Origin of the sequence: Streptomyces sp. NPDC057654, assembly GCF_042800135.1 — a bacterium.
GTDB lineage: Bacteria > Actinomycetota > Actinomycetes > Streptomycetales > Streptomycetaceae > Streptomyces.
The window spans coordinates 1-18,434 of the sequence record NZ_JBHVHQ010000067.1 but is presented as its reverse complement, the minus strand read 5'-3'; the positions used below and the strand labels follow the sequence as shown (position 1 = coordinate 18,434).

At 72.9% G+C, this 18,434-nt stretch carries 13 protein-coding genes and 1 tRNA gene; 9 read left to right on the top strand and 5 right to left on the bottom strand.

Annotation, left to right across the window (positions count from 1 at the left end; genetic code table 11):
• The 5 genes from ACFU99_RS08555 to ACFU99_RS08535 all read left to right on the top strand — a co-directional run.
• Nucleotides 1-1,726: SDR family oxidoreductase (locus ACFU99_RS08555; RefSeq protein ID WP_384387747.1), on the top strand; the 1,726-nt coding region annotated here is incomplete at its 5' end.
• Nucleotides 1,727-1,833: 107 nt separating this feature from the next.
• On the top strand, nucleotides 1,834-3,099 hold the full coding sequence (locus ACFU99_RS08550) for an aspartate aminotransferase family protein (RefSeq protein ID WP_384387745.1): 1,266 nt from the start codon (nucleotides 1,834-1,836) through the stop codon (nucleotides 3,097-3,099).
• 103 nt (nucleotides 3,100-3,202) lie between these two features.
• Complete coding sequence (locus ACFU99_RS08545; RefSeq protein WP_384387743.1) at nucleotides 3,203-4,042, top strand: TauD/TfdA family dioxygenase; 840 nt, start codon at nucleotides 3,203-3,205, stop codon at nucleotides 4,040-4,042.
• Nucleotides 4,024-4,794: an SDR family oxidoreductase gene (locus ACFU99_RS08540; RefSeq protein ID WP_384387740.1), complete on the top strand. Its 771-nt coding sequence runs from the start codon at nucleotides 4,024-4,026 to the stop codon at nucleotides 4,792-4,794. The genes ACFU99_RS08545 and ACFU99_RS08540 overlap by 19 nt, the downstream gene beginning before the upstream one ends.
• A gap of 9 nt (nucleotides 4,795-4,803) precedes the next feature.
• Entirely contained in the window at nucleotides 4,804-5,577 is a 774-nt protein-coding gene (locus tag ACFU99_RS08535) for a class I SAM-dependent methyltransferase (RefSeq protein ID WP_384387737.1), read from the top strand.
• Between the two features lie 47 nt (nucleotides 5,578-5,624).
• On the opposite strand, the gene ACFU99_RS08530 is transcribed toward ACFU99_RS08535, so the two are convergent.
• Nucleotides 5,625-6,659 carry a sulfotransferase family protein gene (locus tag ACFU99_RS08530; protein ID WP_384387734.1) on the bottom strand — a complete coding sequence of 345 codons (1,035 nt, stop codon included), beginning with the start codon at nucleotides 6,657-6,659 and terminating at the stop codon, nucleotides 5,625-5,627.
• 188 nt (nucleotides 6,660-6,847) lie between these two features.
• Nucleotides 6,848-6,921, bottom strand: a tRNA-Pro gene (locus tag ACFU99_RS08525).
• 178 nt (nucleotides 6,922-7,099) lie between these two features.
• On the opposite strand from ACFU99_RS08525, the gene ACFU99_RS08520 reads away from it, so the two are divergent.
• Nucleotides 7,100-7,393 (top strand): YiaA/YiaB family inner membrane protein, encoded by a 294-nt coding sequence (locus ACFU99_RS08520; RefSeq protein ID WP_384387731.1) that lies wholly within the window; start codon nucleotides 7,100-7,102, stop codon nucleotides 7,391-7,393.
• Nucleotides 7,394-7,418: 25 nt separating this feature from the next.
• Here ACFU99_RS08520 and ACFU99_RS08515 read toward each other — a convergent pair whose 3' ends face one another.
• Nucleotides 7,419-7,781, bottom strand: coding sequence for an MmcQ/YjbR family DNA-binding protein (locus ACFU99_RS08515; RefSeq protein WP_384387728.1), 363 nt, complete (start codon nucleotides 7,779-7,781; stop codon nucleotides 7,419-7,421).
• 328 nt (nucleotides 7,782-8,109) lie between these two features.
• Between ACFU99_RS08515 and ACFU99_RS08510 the strand changes: the two genes are divergently transcribed.
• The 3 genes from ACFU99_RS08510 to ACFU99_RS08500 all read left to right on the top strand — a co-directional run bounded on the left by ACFU99_RS08510 (nucleotide 8,110) and on the right by ACFU99_RS08500 (nucleotide 16,569).
• Complete coding sequence (locus tag ACFU99_RS08510) at nucleotides 8,110-11,370, top strand: amidohydrolase family protein (RefSeq protein WP_384387725.1); 3,261 nt, start codon at nucleotides 8,110-8,112, stop codon at nucleotides 11,368-11,370.
• A 110-nt stretch (nucleotides 11,371-11,480) separates the two neighbouring features.
• Nucleotides 11,481-13,487 (top strand): DUF2264 domain-containing protein, encoded by a 2,007-nt coding sequence (locus ACFU99_RS08505; protein ID WP_384387722.1) that lies wholly within the window; start codon nucleotides 11,481-11,483, stop codon nucleotides 13,485-13,487.
• Nucleotides 13,488-13,572: 85 nt separating this feature from the next.
• Nucleotides 13,573-16,569: a glycoside hydrolase family 2 TIM barrel-domain containing protein gene (locus tag ACFU99_RS08500; RefSeq protein WP_384387720.1), complete on the top strand. Its 2,997-nt coding sequence runs from the start codon at nucleotides 13,573-13,575 to the stop codon at nucleotides 16,567-16,569.
• Here the strand turns inward: ACFU99_RS08500 and ACFU99_RS08495 are convergent.
• Together ACFU99_RS08495 and ACFU99_RS08490 are read right to left on the bottom strand one after the other, a co-directional pair.
• Nucleotides 16,559-17,440, bottom strand: coding sequence for a chitosanase (locus tag ACFU99_RS08495; RefSeq protein WP_384387717.1), 882 nt, complete (start codon nucleotides 17,438-17,440; stop codon nucleotides 16,559-16,561). The two genes, ACFU99_RS08500 and ACFU99_RS08495, sit on opposite strands and share 11 nt — an antisense overlap.
• Nucleotides 17,441-17,688: 248 nt before the next feature.
• A partial coding sequence (locus ACFU99_RS08490) for a 12-oxophytodienoate reductase (protein ID WP_384387714.1) occupies nucleotides 17,689-18,434 on the bottom strand: 746 nt, incomplete at its 5' end.

Sequence of the window (18,434 nt, the reverse complement as noted above, 5' to 3'; positions counted from 1 at the left end):
CCTGGTGGCGCGGCACGGGCGCGCGCAGCGGCTCGAAGCGGTCCTGCTGTCGGCGTTCGCGGACGCCATGTCCGCTTGGAGCGGCCGGCCGAGTCTCGGGGTGGAGGTGGAGACGCACGGCCGGGAGACGGGCGGCGACGCCGGGCGGTATCTGGACACGGTCGGCTGGTTCACCGCCGTCAAGTGGGTGGCCCTCGACGCCCCGGATGCCCCGGACGCCCGAGGCGGGGCGGATCGCGTACGGGAGGCCGAGAGCCGGCTGCGGGAGGCCGAGCAGCTGCCGATGGACGTCGACGGCATCCGGCCCGAGGCCGCCTTCAACTTCCTCGGTACGTTCCGGCTGCCCGACGAGCCGTCCCTGGCCTGGTCGGTCGCGGACGAGCAGGCCGGTTCGGCGCGCTGTACGACCGGGGACACGCTGTACCGCGTACGCCTCACGGCACGCGTCGTCGAGGGCCGGCTGGTGGCGGACCTGGTGTACGCGTGGCCCCGGCTGTCCCACGAGAACGCGGACCGGGTCTTCGCCGCCTTCGCCCGCGATGTGGCCGCCGCGGCGGACGCCGCCGCTCCGCCGCACGCCAGGTCGGCGCTGTCGACCTCCGGGCAGCTGCTGCACACCGGCGTCCCCGCGCCCCGCGGCCGCTGGCGGGTCCTGCGCGAGCCGGTCCGCGTGCTGCTGACCGGGGCCACCGGGTATCTCGGCGGCCATCTGCTGACCGAGCTGGCCGAGCGGGGCGCGCGCGTCACCTGCCTGGTGCGCGGCGACGGCGACGCCGACGCGGCCCGCAGGCTCGGCGGCGCGGACGCGGTCGCCGGGGACATCGACCGGGAGGGGCTGGGCCTGTCCCGAGCCGGTCTGGCCCGCGCCCGCGAGGCCCAGGTCGTGGTGCACGCCGCGGCCGACACCCGGCTGGTGGCCTCGCCCACCGAGCTGGAGCGGACGAACAATCTCGCGACCCGGCGGCTGCTGGCGTGGATCGACGCCGAGGCCCCCGCGGCCCGGTTCCACCACGTGTCCACGCTCGCCGTGTCCGGGGGCGTCGACGGGCCCGTACGCCGGTTCAGCGAGGCCGATCTGAGGATCGGTCAGAACTTCCGCACGCCGTACGAGAGGGCGAAGTTCCGGGCCGAGGAGACCGTACGCGCCTGGGCCGCGACGGGCCGTCAGGCGTACGTGCACCGCAGCGGCCATATAGCGGCGCACAGCGGTACGGGCGCGTTCCAGCGCAATGTCCAGGACAACCGGATCTACCAGACCGTCCGCGGCTACGTCCTGGCCGGGGCGGCGCCGAGTCGGCCGTCGACGACCTTCGAGTTCTCCCATGTGGACACGGTGGCGGCGGGGATCGCGGCGATCGCGGCCCATCCGTACACCGCGCCGGGCGTCTATCACGTGGAGACCCCGCACACGGTGGCCCACGACGACCTGGTGGCGTGGATGATCGAGCACGGCTATCCGATCAGCCTGACGGACGACGATACGTTCGCGGCGGCGCTGGCCCGCGCCGAGCGGGACGATCCGACGACGGCCCGGCTGGCGTCGACCTGGTTCCAGCTCGGGGACCGCAACGTCGCCGTGGACAGCGCGTGGACGACGTCCGTGCTCGACCGGCTCGGCGTGCGGTTCGCCGAGCCGAGCCCGCAGTGGTGGTCCGCGGCGCTTTCCTGGGCGTCCGCCGCCGGATTCCTCCCGGCGCCGGCCCTCTCCCCACAGCTGACCCGATGACCCCCGATCCGATGACCCTCGATCCGACGACCGCTTTTCCGATGCGCACCACTCCGATGACCCGCCGACGCCCTTCGACCGCACCCGTCCCAACAGAAGGTGGATCCATGTCCCAGCTGTCCCCCATGCTCAAGCAGGCAACTCCCGTCGTGGCCACGCGGGGTGAGGGGATGTATCTCTTCGACGCCGACGACCGGCGCTATCTCGACTTCACCTCCGGGGTCGGCGTCACCAACACGGGCCACTGCCATCCCCGTGTGGTCGAGGCCGTGCAGCGCCAGGCGGGTCGGTTGATCCACGGGCAGTACACGACGGTGCTGCACGACCAGTTGCTGACGCTCAGCGAGCATCTCGGCGAGGTGCTGCCGCCCGGCCTGGACTCGCTGTTCTACATGAGCTCCGGCAGCGAGGCGGTGGAGGCGGCGCTGCGGCTCGCTCGGCACGCCACCGGCCGGCAGAACGTGATCGTCTTCGAGGGCTCGTTCCACGGCCGCACCATGGGCGCGGCGGCGATGACGACGGCGGGGCACCGCTTCCGCGCCGGGATCGGACCGGTGATGCCGGGCGTCGCGGTGGCCCCGTTCCCGGACGCGTTCCGGCTCGGGCTGAGCGAGGAGGAGGCCGTCGAGCACGCCCTGCGCGGGCTGGACCGGGTGCTGGCCACGGTCAGCGCGCCCGAGGAGACGGCCGCGATGTTCATCGAGCCGGTGCTCGGCGAGGGCGGCTATGTGCCCGCGCCCGCGGGGTTTCTGACGGGGCTTCGGGAGCGCGCGGACCGGCACGGGATCCTGCTGGTCTTCGACGAGATCCAGACCGGTTTCGGCCGGACCGGGAAGTTCTGGGCCCACCAGTACAGCGACGGCCTCGTGCCGGACATCCTGACCACGGCCAAGGGCCTGGCGAGCGGCTTCCCGCTGTCCGCGATCGCCGCGCCGGCCGCGCTGATGGCCAAGGCGCGGCCGGGGTCGCAGGGCGGTACGTACGGCGGCAACGCCGTGGCGTGCGCCGCGGCCCTCGCGACGCTCGACGTGATCCGAGAGGAGCGGCTGGTGGCGAACGCCGCCGAGCAGGGGCGGCGGCTGGCGGAGGGGCTGCGGCGGGTCGCCGCCGACTCCCCGGCCGTCGCGGACGTACGGGCGCTGGGGCTGATGGCCGGCAGCGAGTTCTGCCACCCGGACGGCTCGCCCGATGCCGCCGCCGCGCAGCGCGCCCAGCGCGCCGCCTCCGATCTCGGTCTTCTGCTGCTGCCCTGCGGCGTCCACGGCAACGTCATCCGGATGATTCCGGCGCTCGTGGTCACCGCCGAGCAGATCGACGAGGCGCTGAGCCTCTGGGCCAAGGCCGTCTCGTCGTCCGCCGCGGCCGCGGGATGAACGGCGGCCGAGCGAACAGCGGCCGAGCGAAGGGCGGCAGAGTGAACAGCGACGGGGTGAACAACCGCAAGTCCGCACGACTCCCGAAGGGATTGATCGCACCATGAGCGGAACCACGATCGGCGACATCGGCTGGACCAGTGAGTATCTGGAGTCCGCACGGGATGTGTGGTCGCTGTCGGTCGGCGACTCGGACCGGCGGCTGCTGGAGGCCGACGCGCTGGCCGAGCGCTGGGGCGCGGGCGAGCAGGCGTATACGGGCGTGCGCTCGTTCATCGGCCGGAGCCTGGACGCCGTGGGCTTCGCGAACGTCCGCAACGTCCTCTCGCCGGACGCGTCCGACGCGGACCTCATCACCCAGCTGTCGTTCGTGCTCCGGGAGGTGGCCAGGGCCATCCCGCAGAACGCCCAGGGCGACCTGTGGACCATCCTGCGCGATCGCGAGGGCGACGGGGCGACCGAGCTGGGCTTCCACTGCGACACCTGCGATCTGCTGGTGCTGCTGTGCCTCCAGCCGGCCGCGGACGGCGGCGGCAACACCAAGCTGGCGAGCGCCCGGCACGTGCACGACATCATCGAGCGGGAGCGTCCGGACGTGCTCGCCCTCCTCAAGGAGGAGTGGACGTTCGACCGCACCGGCCGCGCGGGGCAGCAGATCCTCACCACCCCCATCCTGTTCCCCCAGGACGACGGGACGATCGGCTGCTACTACCAGACCCGTACCGTACGGGCGTCCGCGGATCTCGACGCCGAGCACCTGGCGGCGCTGGCGTACCTGGACGAGGTGCTGTACCGCCCGGAGATCGCCTTCGGGATGCGGCTGGACGCGGGTGATCTGCTGATGATCCGTAACAGCCGTGTGCTGCACGGCCGTTCGCCTTATGTCGACGTCCCCGGTCCCCAGTCGCGGCGGATCCTGCGCGCTTGGATGAACGAACGGTGAGCGGCGAGGGCAGGATCGCCGTCGTCACGGGCGGCGGCAGCGGACTCGGCCGGGCGAGCGCGCTGGCCCTGCTGGAGCAGGGCTGGTCGGTGGCGCTGGCCGGCCGCCGCAAGGACGTGCTGGAGGAGACCGTCGCCGGCTCGGGCGCCGGTCCGGACCGGGTGATCGCCGTCCCGACGGACATCAGGTATCCGGGGGAGGTCGCGGCGCTGTTCCAGACCGTGCGGACCCGGTTCGGCCGGCTGGACCTGCTGTTCAACAACGCGGGCGCGGCCGTGCCGCGGCGGCCCGTGGCGGACGTGGACTTCGAGGACTGGGGCCGGGTGATGGACACCACCGTCACCGGCACGTTCCTGTGCGCGCAGGAGGCGTTCCGCATGATGCGGGACCAGTCGCCGCAGGGCGGACGCATCATCAACAACGGTGCCCCGTCCGCGCATTCGCCGCGCCCGAACGCCATCGCCTACACCACCGCCAAGCACGCTGTCCTCGGGCTGACCCGCGCCCTGTCGCTGGACGGCCGGCAGTACGGCATCGCCTGCGGGCAGATCGACGTCGGCAACGTCACGCCGGTGGACGGCAGTCCGCAGCCGGCCGCGATGCAGGGCGACGGGACGATGGCCGTGGAGGCGACGATCCCGGTGGCGCGCTTCACCGAGTCGCTGCTGCTGATGGCGTCGATGCCGCTCGACACCAACGTGCAGTTCCTCACGGTGCTGCCCACGACCATGCCCTACATCGGCAGAGGGTGAGGGGGCGCGATGCTGATCAGCGCTCGTTCCTTCGACGAGTACCGTGCGATGTTCGCGCTGTCGGACGACGATCTCGCGCTGCGCGTACTGGACTGCCCCGGAGGGTCCGCGAGCTTCACGGCCCTGGCCGGGGAGCACGGCGCCGACGCGGTCGCCGTCGACCCCCAATACGGCGCTGGACGGGCCGAGTTGGGGCTCATGGTGGAGCGTGAGATCGCGCACAAGCACGCGTTCATGACGGAGAACGCTTCGGACTTCGTCTGGGACTGGTTCGGCGACGCCCAGCGCTATACGCGGCTGCGCACCGAGGCCGCGCGCACCTTCGCGGCCGACCTCCGGGCCCGCCCGGACCGCTATGTCGAAGGGTCGCTCCCCGGCCTGCCGTTCCCCGACCGCTCCTTCGACCTCGTACTCAGCTCCCATCTCCTGTTCTCCTACGGGGCGCAGCTCGACGAGGCGTTCCATGTGAGTTCGCTGATCGAGCTGGCGCGCGTGGCCCGGCGGCAGGTGCGCCTGTTCCCGCTGGTGCACCACACCAGCGACCTGCGCTACGAGCCGTTGGACCGGATGCGCGCGGCGCTGGACGGCTACGGCGTGTCGTCGCGGATCGAGCGGGTCGACTACGCGTTCCAGCCCGGCGGCGACGAGATGCTCGTCCTGGAGTGCGCCGAGCGGGGCGCGCTGCCCACGGACAGAGAGGGGGCGGACGCCCACGATCCGGTGCGGTGGCGGCATCTGGGCGACGCGGGCGGCGCCCTGAAGGCAGCCGCGCGGCACCGGTGAGCCCGGTCGGCTGCCCCGTCCCGGACCAGGCAGCCGGCCTCAGCTCCTCAGCTCCGGGCGGCGAGGACCCGCGCGCCCGGCGCGCACCGCTCCTTGAGCGCGTCGAGCTCGTGGGACGGCAGCCGCAGGGACGCGCCGCGCCGCCCGTTGTCGAGCAGCGCGCTCCCGGCGTCGAGCCACTGCGGGAGCGGCTCGACGCCGATGAATTCCGCGAGCCGCGTCAGCCCGTCGCGGGGAGCGTCGAGCAGTTCCTCGTAGGCGAGCCGCATCCGCATGCCGGCGGGCACCTCGTCGAGATGCGCCTCCCCCTGGGCGACGAGCTCCGACCACAGCGCGCCGAACTCTTCGAGCGGCAGGTCGCGGTCGCGTACGAGCGCGGGGTCGAAGCGGTGGCCGAGCAGCGCGGACATCTCGGGCGGCAGCTTCCGTACGTCGTCCTCGGTCAGCTCCCTCAGGTCCCGCACCCCGGCCCGGTCCCTGATCTCCCGCAGCAGGAAGATCATCCGGAATCCGATGTGGCGGCTCATGGACAGCGCGCAGTCGGGCCCGTCCCGGAACAGGTGCACGAACCGCGCCTGCGGGAAAGCGGCCCGCAGCCGCGGGACGAACTGCGTCGAGAACCCGGAGCGCTCCACCACCGCGCCCCGCCCGAACCGCGTGCACAACGTCTCGAACAGCGCTTCGTAGTGCCGGGCCGCGCTCCGGGCCGGCCAACAGGTGATCTCCTCTTCGAGCGCGTCGAACAGCCCGTCGGGGTCGTCGGTGAGGTGCGGCAGCACCATCAGCGACAGCGCGGGAATCCCGGTGGTCTCCGCCCCGAACCGCCACCGCCCCGGCTCGCGGACGTAGACGAACTCCGGCAGCGGCACGCCGCTGCGGGTCATGGCGTCGAAGATCGGGTTGGGTTCGGCGAGCAGCCGCCAGAACCCTCTGCCGTCGAGCTCCCCCGCGGGCAGCCCGTCCGAACCCACCGAGGCCATCAGTTCGCTGAGGCTGAGCACGTCCGGATGCGCGTTCACGATATGCGAGAGCGCGGTCGACCCGCTGCGTCCCGTACCGACGACGAAGGTCAGAGTACGCATAGCCGTTCCCCTTCCAGGACAGCCGGGCGCCACCGTCCACCAGATGATCGCCCGCGCCCATCCTTACCCACGGTGACGTGGCCGACCCGGCCCGTATCAGCCGATCCGGAGGGAACCGCCTCCGACAACAGCGAAAGGGCCGCATCAGATTTCTCTGATACGACCCTCTGACCTGCGACTCTTTCGAGTCGGGACGACAGGATTTGAACCTGCGACCCCTTGACCCCCAGTCAAGTGCGCTACCAAGCTGCGCCACGTCCCGATGCTCGTCCGGCCCGGCTGTTGCCCCGGCCGACCGCGCACGAGAACGATACCGCACTTCGGCGGGTGGTCGCTCCCACCTGCTGACCTGTGGGTCTGCGGGCGGCGAGGGGCGGGCGCGGGGTCGGATGAGTAGGTGTACTCATGCGCGCTCGTCACCGGTCGGACACGCTACGCGCATGAGTACTCCATCGATCCAGCGGCCGACGACGGCCGCGTTCTTCGTTCAGGCCGCGATCTCGTTCGGGCTGTCCCTGACCGCGCTGGCGGTCGGCATCGCGAAGCTGCCCGTGGGGGCGTGGGAGCGGGCGTTTCTGGCGCTGGGGCTGATCTTCGTCGTGTCGTCGGCGTTCACCCTGGCGAAGTGCGTGCGGGACCGGCAGGAGGTCGAGGAGGTGACCAACCGGGTGGACAAGGCCCGGATCGACAAGCTGCTCGTCGAGCAGGACGTGTTCAAGCCCGGCAGCGTCTGAGCGCGCCGTACTCCGGGGCGTCCGCTCAGGCTTCGGCCGTCCCCGCCAGGCCGGGATGCGCGTCGGCGATCTTGCGGGGCGCGACCTGGCGCCAGGAGTCGACGAGGATGGCGCGTAGCTCGTCGGCACCCTCCAGGGCCGCGAGTCGCACGCGCATGAAGTCGTAGTTGTCGTCGTGCCCCGGTCGCAGGAAGAACTTCTCCGGCTCGGCCGCGATCAGCTCCGCGCGCTCTTCCTTCGGGCACTTCACGCCCATGGAGGTGTCGTCGTCCGCCAGGGAGGCGAAGATCTTGCCGCCGACACGGAAGGTGGGCCGGCCCCAGGCGAGTTTCTCCAGGGTTTCGGGGAGCGAGAGCGCGATGGCGCGGACATCCTCGGCGGTGGGCATGGGGGCCTCTCCGTTCAGCCGTTCGTGGCGATACCGGGGCGCGCCGTCGGGTGGCGTGCCGGTCCGACCTGGATCAGTACGGTACGAACGACCGTAGCGCCCGGCACTGACAACGGCCCCGGCACGAAGGCGGAGGCCAGGACTCCGGGGAGGGCTCCGGCGAGGGGTTCGGCCGCGGCCCCGGCCGCCAGGTGTCCGCCGCGTTCGGGACGTCCGCGCTCCGGTTCCGATGATCTTGTGACGCGGTGTTGACCAAGGAGCCGGGCGGGAGGCAACCTGCCGAGGTCCCACCCCTGACCCGCACGATCCCTGCGCCCCAGGAGGACAGTTGGCCACCGCCGATCCCACGGATGCCCCCGAACCCGCCGCGCTCTCCCGGCGCAGGTTCCTCCAGGCGGCGGCCGGCACCGCCGCAGCGGCGGGTACGGTCGTGGCCGTGCCCTCGGAGGCGCTGGCCGCCGGGACGGCTGCCGCGGCACCGGCACCGACGGGCGCCGCCCCGGCCACGCTCTCGTTCACCGCCGCCACGAACGGCTCCGGCACCCTCTCCCCCGCCGGCGACAGCCTCGTCGTCGAGGTGCAGAACATCCTGTGGTCGATCCCCCGAGGGGCCAAAGGTCAGACGGGGCACGAGCCCGGTACGGCCGTGCAGCTCACCCAGCCCGATCTGGAGCCCACGCGTCCGGTCTTCTCGCCGGACGGCCGGTCGCTCGCCGTCTGCGCGTACCGGGGCGGCGGTTTCCACATCTGGACGCTGCGCCCCGACGGAAGCAAGCTCCGGCAGCTCACCGACGGGCCGTGGGACGACCGCGGCCCGTCCTGGTCGCCCGACGGCACCCGCATCGCGTTCGCCTCCGAGCGGGCCGGCGACCCGGTGACGGGCAGCCCGTACCGCGTCTGGGTCGCGGATGTGCGGAGCGGTGAGCTCCGGCAGATCACGGGTCTCGCGGGACAGGACGGGCCGCTCCAGGACGGCGCGTGGGAGGACTTCGACCCGTCCTGGTCGCCGGACGGCGCGCGGCTGTTGTTCGTACGGGCCAAGGCCGCCGATTCCGCGCTGGAGGCCCGTACGGTCGCGTCCGTGCCCGCCGACGGCGGGGGCGCGGTCAAGGCCGAGCGCACGGAGAGCGGGGACGTGCAGGTGATGACCCCGGCGCTGTCCGCGGCGGGACGGCTCGCCTATCTGCGGACCGCCGGCGCGGCCACCTCCGGGCGCGGGACCTGCACCCTCGTCGTGGACGGCGAGGCCGTGCCGGTGCACGGCGATGTGGCCCCGGTGCCGGTGCGCTGGGTGTCGCGGGACGAGGTGCTGCTGACCGTGGACGGGCAGTTCCGGCTCGTACGGCCGGACAGGCCGGCGGAGGCCGGGACGGCGATCCCCTTCAAGGGGACCCTGTCCCTGGACCGGCCCCGCTACCGCGTCAAGCGCTACGACTTCGACGGCTACGGGGTCCGGCCGGTGCGCTCCGTGCATCTGCCCGCGCTGTCCCCGGACGCCCGGCAGGTGGCGTTCGCCGCCCTCAACTCCCTTTGGGTTGCCGATGTTTCGGGCGGAAAGCCACGCCGGATCGTACGGGCCGACCCGACCCGGTACGTGCTGGAGCCGTCCTGGACGGCCGACGGCAAGGCGCTCGTCTACGCGGACGACCGCGACGGGCTGCTGGCCGTGCGCCGCCGCGACCTCGCCTCCGGGAAGGAGACCGTGCTGGCCGAGGGCGGCAGGGTGCATCCGCGGCTCTCGCCCGACGGGAAGCGGCTGGCCGCCGTCGACATGTCGGGCAATCTGGTCGTGCGCGAGCTGCCGAGCGGCGCGGAGCGGGTACTGGTCGCCCCGATGGGCGGCGGCGGGCTGCCCGGCAGGCCGAGTTGGTCTCCCGACGGCCGGTATATCGCCCTGTGCGATCGCAACCGGCTCAACCAGCGGTTCCGTGAGGGCTACAACCTCATCCGGGTCGTGGACGCGGCGACCGGCGAGGACCGGCTGCACGCCGCGGCCCCGCACGTCTCGATCTCCGACCGCTACGACTCGGGGCCCGTGTGGTCCCCGGACGGCCGCTCGATGGCGCTGATCATCGAGTCCGCGCTGTGGGTGCTGCCCGTACGGCCCGACGGCACCCCGGCAGGGGCGCCCCGGCGGCTCACCGACGAGGCCGCCGACCACCCGTCCTGGTCCGGGGGTTCGCGTTCGCTGATGTATCTGTCGGCGGGGCGGCTGCGGCTGCTGGACGTGGCGGACGGCTCGGCGCGTACGGTCCGCGTCCCGCTGGACTACCGGAGGCCCCGGCCCGCCGACACCGTCGTGCACGCCGGGAAGTTCTGGGACGCCACGGGCGACACGGTCCGCGAGAACGTCGACGTGGTGGTCCGCGACGGGCGGATCGCCGCCGTCGAACCGCACCGGGCGGGCCGGCGCGGCAAGCACACGGTCGACGCGTCGGAGCGCACCGTCATCCCCGGCCTGTGGGACTCGCACACCCATCCGTGGCAGAGCACCTACGGCGGGCGGCAGACGGCGTTGCAGCTCGCGTACGGCATCACGACGGCGGTCGCGCTCGGCGGGTTCGCGTACGAGGAGGCGCGGGTCCGCGAGGCGGTGTCGGCGGGCGTGCTGGCCGGGCCGCGGCTGCTGTCGACCGGGGAGCTGCTGGACGGCTCGCGCGTCGCGTACAGCATGGGCCGCGCCCACCGCACACGGGACGGGCTGCGCCGCTCCCTGGACCGGGCGTCCGCTCTGGACTGGGACTTCGTCAAGACCTATGTGCGCGCGCCCGCTTGGGTGATGCGGGAGGCCGCGGAGTTCGCCCACGAGGAGCTGGGGGTGCGCAGCGGCAGCCACCTGTGCACGCCGGGCATCCAGGTCGGGCAGGACCTGACGACCCATCTCCAGGCGACGCAGCGGCTGGAGTTCGGCCACGCGGTGACGGGTACCGGGCATGCCTATGAGGACCTGGCCGACATCTATACGGCCACGGACTTCCACATGGTGGCGACGATCTTCACGTCCACGCCGCTGATCGGCGCGCAGCCGTCGCTGGCCGAGGACCCCCGGGTCACGGCGATGATGCCGCCCTGGGACGCCGCGCTCGTCAAGCAGACGGCCCAGACACCGCCGACAGAGGAGCAGTTGGGGTTCGCGCAGCGGGAGATCGACGTCTACCGGCGGGTGCTGGCGGGCGGCGGGCTCGTCGCGCTGGGCACCGATTCGCCGCTGGTCCCGGTCGGCCTCTCGCTCCACATGGGGCTGCGCGCGCTGCACCGCTGCGGCCTGAGCGCCGCCCAGGCGCTGCGCATGGCGACGATCCTGCCCGCCCGCGTCTACGGCGCCGACCGCGACCTGGGGACGCTGGAGGTCGGCAAGCTCGCGGACCTGGCGGTGGTGGACGGCGACCCGTTCACCGACTTCGACTCGCTCGTACGGACGGAGTCGGTGCTGCGCGGCGGGGTGCCGTACGAGCAGCGGAAGCTGGTCGGCGCGTACGAGGCGACGAGCGCTGCGGCGAAGCGGGCGGCGGCGCGCCACGACGACGAGGGGTGGCTGGCCGTCGGCCGCCAGCTGCGCCGCGACTCGTGCTGCGACATGGACGGCTGAGCGCCCGAGGGGCTCCCGGCTCCCCGGCAGGGGAGCCCCTCGGATCTACCGGGGGAAGACCGGCTTCCGCCTTCTTGTCAGCCGCGGCGAGCGCGGACATTCTGGGGCGCGTGCACTGTGAACAGCTGTTTCTTCCGCCCGCCGATCACGTTCTCTCCCCGCGCACGGGCTGGACCCGCGCGCATTGGGAGGCGACGGCCGACCGCCTCCTCGACGCGCTGGAGCCGTACGCCACACCGGGCCGCGCGCAGTACCGGCTGCCGGGCCGGACGAGCTCCTCCGGTGAGCTGTCGGACGGTCTGGAGGGGTTCGCCCGCTCCTTCCTCCTCGCGGCGTTCCGGCTGGCCGGCGGCGGCGCCGACCCCGGCGGCGCGGGCGCGGGAAGGGATGCGGCGGCCGAGCGGCTCGCGGAGCGGTACGCGGCCGGGCTCGCCGCCGGTACGGACCCCGCGAGCGGCGAGGCGTGGCCCGCGCTCACCGACCGGTCGCAGCAGATGGTCGAGGCCGCGTCGATCGCGGTCGGGCTGGCCGAGTCGCGGCCGTGGATCTGGGACCGGCTGGACGGCGGGGTCCAGGAGCGGATCGTCGACTGGCTCGGCGGCTTCGCCGGCCGGCCCACCCACGACAACAACTGGCGGCTCTTCAAGGTGGTCGCCACGCAGTTCCTCGCCTCCGTCGGAGCGCCGCACGCGCGGGCCGACATCGAGAACGGCCTGGACCGCATCGAGGACTGGTACCTGGGCGACGGCTGGTACAGCGACGGCGACGGCCGGAACTTCGACTACTACATCGGCTGGGCGATGCACTTCTACCCGCTGCTGTGGTCGCGGATGGCGGGCGCCGACGACGGCGGGCGGACCGCGGTCTACAAGGAGCGGCTGTCCCGGTTCCTGACCTCCTATCCGCACTTCTTCGGCGGCGACGGCGCGCCGGTCCACCAGGGCCGTTCCCTCACCTACCGGTTCGCGTCCGCGGCCCCGGTGTGGATGGGCGCGCTGGCCGACTGTTCGCCGCTCGCGCCGGGTCTGACGCGCCGTCTGGCCTCGGGCGCGCTGCGGCACTTCACCGAACACGGCGCCCCCGACGGCCGTGGGCTGCTCACCCTCGGCTGGTACGGGCCCCATCTCCCCGCCACCCAGGCGTACTCCGGTCCGGCGTCGCCCTACTGGGCCTCGAAGGGCTTCCTCGGCCTGCTGCTACCGCCGAGCCACCCCGTGTGGACGGACCGCGAACTCCCGCTGCCCGTGGAGGAGTCGGACCAGTACACGGCGCTTCCCGTGCCGGGCTGGCTGCTGCACGGCACCCGGAGCGACGGCGTCGTCCGGCTCGTCAACCACGGCAGCGACCGCTGGCGGCCGGACGACGAGCACGGCACGTACGCCGACGATCCGCACTACGCCAAGCTCTCCTACTCCTCCGCCACCGCCCCCGAGTCCGCGCCGCACGCCTGGGCGCACACCGTCGACAGCCACATCGCGCTCGTGAGCGCCGCCGGGGTCCCTTCCCGGCGCCGCCGCATCCACCCCCTGACCTGTACGGGCCGCACCGCGTCGTCCTGGCACACGGCGGAGCTGCCCGGCGATCCCCGCGCCCACCGCATCGAGACGACGACGCTGGTGCACGGCGCGTGGGAGATCCGGGTGCACCGGGTCGACGGCCCGCCCGGCGCCGGGGTCCGCGAGGGCGGGTACGCGGTGGCCTGCGCCGAGCCGCCGAAAGCCGAATCCGGGGCGGGGTGGGCCCTGTCCCGTACGGCCGGCGGCCTGGTGAGCACCGTGGTGGCGCTGCACGGCTGGTCGGGATCCGGGGTCCACCACGAGGCCGGGGCCAGCGCCTTCGGGCCGCACTCCGCCACGCCGTACCTCACCTTCCCCGGCCATCCGGGCGGCCGTACGGTCCATGTCACGCTCGTCGCGCTGACACGGGGCGGCGTCGATCCGCGGGCCCTGCGGGACGCGATCTCCGTGACGGTCACAGGCGATCGGGTGGCGGTCGAACTGCCCGACCTGCCTCCCTCGCCCGACGGCGCGACCGGCGGCACGTCCAGCGGCGCCCCCGGCGGCACCTTCGAATTTCCCGGTTCGTCCCCTTCCGGCGGCCCTGTCCTCTTGTCGTGACCGCCGCCATACCGCAGCGTTGGCGTGTGAACCGTGTGGCCGACGGGCAGCGCGGGACGGGTTGAGCTGCTGGGTGAGGAGAAGGATGAGCCAGGCACCGCACACGCCGGTCCCTTCGGGCGAGCACGCCCCTGACGAGAACGCCCCCTACCACCCCTACTACGAGGACGTCTCGCCGGGCGCCGGGACCCTGCCGCCCCGCGCGTGGACGGCGGCCACCGACGCCGCGCGGCTGCGGCTCGGCGGGAAGTGGCGGTTCCGGCTGTCGCCGTCCGCCGCGGCCTGCGACGAGGATTTCGCGCGGCCCGGTTTCGACGCCGCGCGCTGGGACGAGCTGCCCGTGCCCGCGCACTGGTCGCTGCACGGCTACGGCGCGCCCGCCTATACGAACACCGGATACCCCTTCCCCGTCGACCCGCCCCGCCTGCCGGACGAGAACCCGACCGGGGACTACCGGCGCCTCTTCGACCTGCCCGAGGAGTGGCCCCCCGGCGAGGACGCCGTGCTGCGCTTCGAGGGCGTGGAGTCGTGTGCGCGGGTGTGGCTGAACGGCCAGGAGCTCGGCCACTTCAAGGGGAGCCGGCTGCCGCACGAGTTCGCCGTCGGGGCGCTGCTGCGGGCGCGCGGCAATGTGCTGGCGGTGCGGGTGCACCAGTGGTCGTCGGGGAGCTATCTGGAGGACCAGGACCAGTGGTGGCTGCCCGGCATCTTCCGTGAGGTGGTTCTGGAGCGGCGGCCCGAGGGCGCGGTCCGGGACTTCTTCGTGCACGCCTCGTACGACCATGGGAGCGGCGCGGGGACGCTGCGGGTGGAGTGCGAGCCGCAAGGCCGGGTGCTGGTGCCGGAGTTGGGGATCGACATGGCCACAGGCGAGTGGACGAGCCTGGCCGTGGAGCCCTGGACCGCCGAGACGCCGCGGCTGTACGCCGGGGAGCTGGTGACGGCCGGTGAGCGGACCCCGCTGCGTGTGGGGTTCCGCACGGTCGTGGTGGAGGACGGCGTGCTGAAGGTCAACGGCCGCCGTGTGCTGTTCCGGGGCGTCAACCGGCATGAGTTCCATCCGGAGTCGGGCCGGGCGCTGGACCTGGAGACGATGCGCCGCGATCTGCTGCTGATGAAGCGTCACAACATCAACGCCGTCCGTACCAGCCACTATCCGCCGCACCCGGCGTTCCTCGGGCTCTGCGACGAGCTGGGGCTGTGGGTGGTGGACGAGTGCGATCTGGAGACGCACGGCTTCCACGCCCTGGGGTGGCGCGGCAACCCGGTGGACGACGAGCGGTGGACCCCGGCGCTGCTGGACCGGGCGGCCCGGATGGTGGAGCGGGACAAGAACCATCCGTCGGTGGTGATGTGGTCGCTGGGCAACGAGAGCGGCTCGGGGTCCGGCCTGTCGGCGATGGCGCGGTGGATCCGCGACCGCGATCCGTCGCGTCCGCTGCACTACGAGGGCGATCCGTCCTGCCGGGACACAGATGTCTATTCGCTGATGTACGCCGATCACGCGGAGGTCGACCGGATCGGGCGACGCGTGGAAGGCCCCTACGAGGAAGCGGAGTTGGATGCCAGGCGGCGGGGGCTTCCGTTCATCCTGTGCGAGTACGCGCACGCGATGGGCAACGGGCCGGGCGGTCTGTCGGAGTATCAGCGGCTGTTCGAGGCGTACGAGCGGTGCCAGGGCGGGTTCGTGTGGGAGTGGATCGATCACGGTATCGCGCGCCACGCGCCGGACGGGCAGCGGTACTTCGCGTACGGCGGCGACTTCGGCGAGGAGCTGCACGACGGCAACTTCTGCTGCGACGGGCTGCTGTTCCCGGACCGTACGCCGTCGCCCGGCCTGGTGGAGCTGAAGAAGGTCGTCGAGCCGGTGCGGATCGAGTCCGGTCCGGGCGGCGCGGGCACGGTGCGGATCACCAACGGGCACGATTTCGCCGGCCTGTCGCGGCTGGCGTTCCCCTGGACGTACGAGGTGGAGGGCGCAGCCGTCGCCGAGGGGCGGCTTGACGTGCCGTCACTGGCACCGGGCGGGAGCACGGAGCTGAAGCTGCCCGCTCCCCCGCCCTCGCCGCTCGCGGGCGAGGCGTGGTGGACCGTACGGGCGGTGCTGGCCGAATCCACCGCGTGGGCGGAGGCCGGGCACGAGGTGGCATGGGGTCAGCTGCCGGACGAATCACGGCACTCGGAGGGAAGCCCGCCTCGAAGGAATCCAGAAGCCATCCGGTCCGGTGCGGAGGGGACGCTCGTGCTGGGGCCCGGCGTCTTCGACGCCGCGACCGGTGCGCTCCGCGCGCTGGGCGGCTTCCGCGTGGAGGGCCCGCGCCTGGATGTGTGGCGCGCTCCGACGGACAACGACGAGGGCGCGCCCTGGCAGAGCGAGGTGCGCCACGGGCCGCTGTGGCGGCGGATCGGGCTGCACCGGATGCGCCACCGGGTGGACGAGGTGCGCGCCGACGGCGACGCCCTGACCGTACGGGCGCGGCTGGCCCCGGCGGCGAGCGGGCTCGGGCTGCGTACGGAGTACCGCTGGACGTCGGACGGCGAGCGGCTGGTCCTGGCGGTGACGGTGACGCCGGAGGGCGACTGGCCGTGCCCGCTGCCCCGGCTCGGTGTGCGCCTCGACGTTCCCGGGGAGTTCGGCGAGGCCGAGTGGTTCGGCGGCGGGCCGGGCGAGGCGTATCCGGACACGCGGGCAGCGTCGCGTGTCGGCAGGTTCGCGATGCCGGTGGACGCGATGCAGACCCCGTATGTGCGGCCGCAGGAGAACGGCGCGCGGGCGGACGTGCGGTGGGCGCGGCTCGGCCGCCGGGACGGCGCGGGGCTGCGGATCGAGGGCGCTCCGGCCTTCTGGTTCACCGCGCGGCGCTGGACGGGCGAGCAGCTCGACGCGGCGGCGCACACCCCCGACCTGGCGCCGGGCGAGACGGTCCGGATCCATCTCGACCATGGCCAGCACGGGATCGGCACCCAGTCGTGCGGGCCGGGGGTGCTGCCGGAGCACTGGCTGCGGGCGGGGCCGGCGTCGTTCTCGTTCGCCTTCTCGGCGGTCGGCCCCGCCCCGTCCGCGCCCGCCGTTACTTCTTGATCTCGAAGGACTGCCCGTAGACCTTCCACTTGAGCGGCGGCTCCAGGCCGAGGTTGCCGGCGTCGAGGAAGACGCGCTGCTCGGTGTCGACGCGGGTGGTGTCGCTGTGCGCCTCTTCGCTCTGCATGGCCTTCTTGCGGGCGTCGAGGAAGGCGCTGATGTACTTCTTCTCGTCGCCGCCCTGCGCCGGGGTCTTGGCCTTGGACATGGCGGTCTTGCGGATGCCGCCGAAGCTGTACTTGTCGTCGCCGGGGCCGTGCATGACGATCGCGTCGTAGTAGGCGAACTGGCCGAGCGTGCCGACGCCGTCGGCCTTGCCCTGCTTGACGGCCGGGTTGAAGTAGACGCGGTCGCGCTCGGACTCCTGCGCCTGCTGGAACACCTTGTCCTTGGCGGCCTTGTCCCACGCCTTCTCGAAGGGCGTGCCGAGGCCGGCGTGCGAGTCGCTGCCGTTGACCTTGCGCAGGGCGGGCAGGTACTTGGCGAGCGGGTTGTCGGGCTTGTTCTTGGTGTACAGCTCGACGAGGTCGAGCATGTCGCCGGTGCCCGAGGTGAAGCCGATGATGCCGCCCGTGTAGCCGCGGCCGTCCTCGATGTCCTCCAGGTACTTGTAGTAGTCGCGCCAGTTGAGGCCGGAGTTCTCGGCGCTGGAGACCAGCTTCATCGCGATCTCCTTCTTCTGCGGGTCGTCGAGACCCGTCGCCTTGACGGCGGGCGCGGCGGCGCTCGTACGGGCCGCTGTCGCGTGCGTGGCCTCGGTCGCCTGGCCGACCCCGGCCAGGGCGAGCGATGCGGGGAGCGCGATGGCCAGCCCGATCAGGGCGGTGCGGGTGGTACGGGTGGTCTTCGACTTCGGGGTGCGCGCGGGCATGCGGGGACTCCGTTCCCGTGTGGCTGTTAGGAAGCTTTCCTAACCATTGATAGCGGGCACGTCACACCGGCCACAAGAGGTAGGACGTGAACTCCCGGCAACGGCCGTCCGCGAGACCCCGACATGTCCCGACCGCCCCGCAACTGTCCCGCTGGTCCCAGGACATGACTGCTTGCCCCGCACCGGCGGCGGCCGTCCCCCGCTGTGGGAGACGGCCGCCGCATCGGTGTTGACCTGTGCTTTTCCGGTCAGTACAGAGTGTCCAGCGCCTTCGGGTCGTAAGGGCTGAGCTCTCCGGTGCGGCCGCTCAGGATTTTCGCGGCCCATTCCGGGTCGCCCAGCAGGGCGCGGCCGATCGCCACGATGTCGAACTCGTCGCGCTCCATCCGGTCCAGGAGCCGGCCGATGCCCGCGACGTCGCTCAGCCCGCCCCGGTGCGCGGACCCGAACTCGGTGCCCAGCCCGACCGACCCGACGCCGATGGCGGCCTTGCCGGTCAGCTTCCGGGCCCAGCCCGCGAGGTTGAGGTCCGAGCCCTCGCACTCCGGGAGCCAGTAGCGGCGCGTGGAGAGGTGGAAGGCGTCGACGCCCGCCTCGGCGAGCGGGGCGAGGACGGCCTCCAGCTCCTGCGGCGTCTCGGCGACCCGGGCCTCGTAGGCGCCGAGCTTCCACTGCGACATCCGGAAGACGATGGGGAATTCCGGCGAGACGGCCGCGCGACAGGCGGCCGCGATCTCGGCGGCGAAGCGGCTCCGGGAGGCGTGGTCGCCGCCGTAGGCGTCCTCGCGCCGGTTCGTGCGCTCCCACAGGAACTGGTCGATGAGGTAGCCGTGGGCGCCGTGCAGTTCGATGCCGTCGAAGCCGCGGGCCTCGGCGGCCGCCGCCCCGGCGGCGAAGGCCGCGACCACGTCGTCGATGTCCGCCGAGGTCATCGTCCGGCCGGGCTCGGACTCGTCCAGGGGGATTCCCGAGGGGCCGACACGCGGGGCCTCGG